Origin of the sequence: Enterobacter sp. LM3 (genome assembly GCF_046622475.1) — a bacterium.
GTDB lineage: Bacteria > Pseudomonadota > Gammaproteobacteria > Enterobacterales > Enterobacteriaceae > Enterobacter > Enterobacter cloacae_P.
In genome coordinates, this window is the sequence record NZ_JBJURN010000031.1 from 11,868 (window position 1) to 14,728 (window position 2,861).

General features: G+C 50.6%; 3 protein-coding genes. All 3 read left to right on the plus strand.

Annotation, left to right across the window (positions count from 1 at the left end; genetic code table 11):
• Positions 1–423: 30S ribosomal protein S7 (gene rpsG / locus ACJ9N4_RS20410; RefSeq protein WP_095105229.1), on the plus strand; the 423-nt coding region annotated here is incomplete at its 5' end.
• 96 nt (positions 424–519) lie between these two features.
• On the plus strand, positions 520–2,634 hold the full coding sequence (fusA, locus tag ACJ9N4_RS20415; RefSeq protein WP_182272857.1) for an elongation factor G: 2,115 nt from the start codon (positions 520–522) through the stop codon (positions 2,632–2,634).
• Positions 2,635–2,703: 69 nt separating this feature from the next.
• Positions 2,704–2,861: GTP-binding protein (locus tag ACJ9N4_RS20420; protein ID WP_227507214.1), on the plus strand; the 158-nt coding region annotated here is incomplete at its 3' end.

Genomic DNA, 2,861 nt, shown 5'->3' on the forward strand with positions numbered 1-2,861 from the left:
AAATTCGGATCAGAACTGCTGGCAAAATTTGTAAATATCCTGATGGTAGATGGTAAAAAATCTACTGCAGAAGCAATCGTATACAGCGCGCTTGAGACCCTGGCTCAGCGTTCTGGTAAAAATGAACTGGAAGCTTTCGAAGTCGCTCTCGACAACGTTCGCCCAACTGTAGAAGTTAAGTCCCGCCGCGTTGGTGGTTCTACTTATCAGGTTCCAGTTGAAGTTCGTCCGGTTCGTCGTAATGCCCTGGCAATGCGTTGGATCGTTGAAGCTGCTCGTAAACGCGGTGATAAATCCATGGCTCTGCGTCTGGCGAACGAACTTTCTGATGCTGCAGACAACAAAGGTACTGCAGTTAAGAAACGTGAAGACGTTCACCGTATGGCAGAAGCCAACAAGGCGTTCGCACACTACCGTTGGTAATCCCTTCGGAGTATTAGTCACCAGGCGGGCGCTTCAGAGAAGCCGCCCGCTCTGGGTAACTTAACTGAACGCCTAAAGATATAAACGAGGAATCAAATGGCTCGTACAACACCCATCGCACGCTACCGTAACATCGGTATCAGTGCGCACATCGACGCCGGTAAGACCACGACTACCGAACGTATTCTGTTCTACACCGGTGTAAACCACAAAATCGGTGAAGTTCATGACGGCGCAGCCACCATGGACTGGATGGAACAGGAGCAGGAGCGTGGTATTACTATCACCTCCGCAGCGACTACTGCATTCTGGTCAGGTATGGCTAAGCAGTACGAACCGCACCGCGTAAACATCATCGACACCCCGGGCCACGTTGACTTCACCATCGAAGTAGAACGTTCCATGCGTGTTCTTGACGGTGCGGTAATGGTTTACTGCGCAGTTGGTGGTGTTCAGCCACAGTCTGAAACCGTATGGCGTCAGGCGAACAAATATAAAGTTCCACGCATCGCGTTCGTTAACAAAATGGACCGTATGGGTGCTAACTTCCTGAAAGTTGTTGGTCAGATCAAAACCCGTCTGGGCGCGAACCCTGTTCCGCTGCAGCTGGCGATTGGTGCTGAAGAAGGCTTCACCGGCGTTATCGACCTGGTGAAAATGAAAGCCATCAACTGGAACGATGCAGACCAGGGCGTTACCTTCGAATACGAAGATATCCCAGCTGCAATGCAGGATCTGGCTGACGAATGGCACCAGAACCTGATCGAATCCGCAGCTGAAGCTTCTGAAGAGCTGATGGAAAAATACCTGGGTGGCGAAGAACTGACTGAAGAAGAGATCAAAAAAGCTCTGCGTCAGCGTGTTCTGAACAACGAAATCATCCTGGTAACCTGTGGTTCTGCGTTCAAGAACAAAGGTGTTCAGGCGATGCTGGATGCGGTAGTTGACTACCTGCCATCCCCGGTTGACGTTCCTGCGATCAACGGCATCCTGGACGACGGTAAAGATACTCCGGCTGAGCGTCACGCAAGTGATGAAGAGCCGTTCTCTGCGCTGGCGTTCAAAATTGCTACCGACCCATTCGTGGGTAACCTGACCTTCTTCCGCGTTTACTCTGGTGTGGTTAACTCCGGTGACACCATCCTGAACTCCGTGAAAGCGGCGCGTGAACGTTTTGGCCGTATCGTACAGATGCACGCTAACAAACGTGAAGAGATCAAAGAAGTTCGTGCGGGCGACATCGCTGCAGCTATCGGTCTGAAAGACGTGACTACTGGTGACACCCTGTGTGACCAGGATCACCCGATCATTCTGGAGCGTATGGAATTCCCTGAGCCGGTAATCTCCATCGCGGTTGAACCAAAAACCAAAGCTGACCAGGAAAAAATGGGTCTGGCTCTGGGCCGTCTGGCAAAAGAAGACCCATCATTCCGCGTATGGACTGATGAAGAATCTAACCAGACCATCATCGCAGGTATGGGTGAACTGCACCTGGACATCATCGTTGACCGTATGAAGCGTGAATTCAACGTTGAAGCTAACGTGGGTAAACCTCAGGTTGCTTACCGCGAAGCGATTCGTGCGAAAGTTACCGATGTTGAAGGTAAACACGCTAAGCAGTCTGGTGGTCGCGGCCAGTACGGTCACGTTGTGATCGACATGTACCCACTGGAGCCGGGCTCTAACCCGAAAGGTTACGAGTTCATCAACGACATCAAAGGTGGTGTAATTCCTGGCGAATACATCCCAGCCGTTGATAAAGGCATCCAGGAACAGCTGAAAGCGGGCCCTCTGGCTGGCTATCCAGTTGTTGACATGGGTGTTCGTCTGCACTTCGGTTCTTACCACGACGTTGACTCCTCTGAACTGGCGTTTAAACTGGCTGCGTCTATTGCCTTTAAAGAAGGCTTTAAGAAAGCAAAACCAGTTCTGCTTGAGCCAATCATGAAGGTTGAAGTAGAAACTCCTGAAGAGAACACCGGTGACGTTATCGGTGACTTGAGCCGTCGTCGCGGTATGCTGCGTGGTCAGGAATCTGAAGTAACTGGCGTTAAGATCCACGCTGAAGTTCCACTGTCTGAAATGTTCGGATATGCAACTCAGCTGCGTTCTCTGACCAAAGGTCGTGCATCATACACTATGGAATTCCTGAAGTATGATGATGCGCCTAACAACGTTGCTCAGGCCGTTATTGAAGCCCGTGGTAAGTAATCCACAGGATTAAAACCTAAGTCCCGTGCTCTCTCCAAAGGGGAGAGCACTATAGTAAGGAATATAGCCGTGTCTAAAGAAAAATTTGAACGTACAAAACCGCACGTCAACGTTGGTACTATCGGCCACGTTGACCATGGTAAAACTACCCTGACCGCTGCAATCACTACCGTTCTGGCAAAAACCTACGGTGGTTCTGCTCGTGCATTCGACCAGATCGATAACGC

Coding starts and splice junctions, on each gene's coding strand:
- fusA (WP_182272857.1), top strand. CDS start 520: ATGGCTCGTACAACACCCATCGCACGCTACCGTAACATCGGTATCAGT.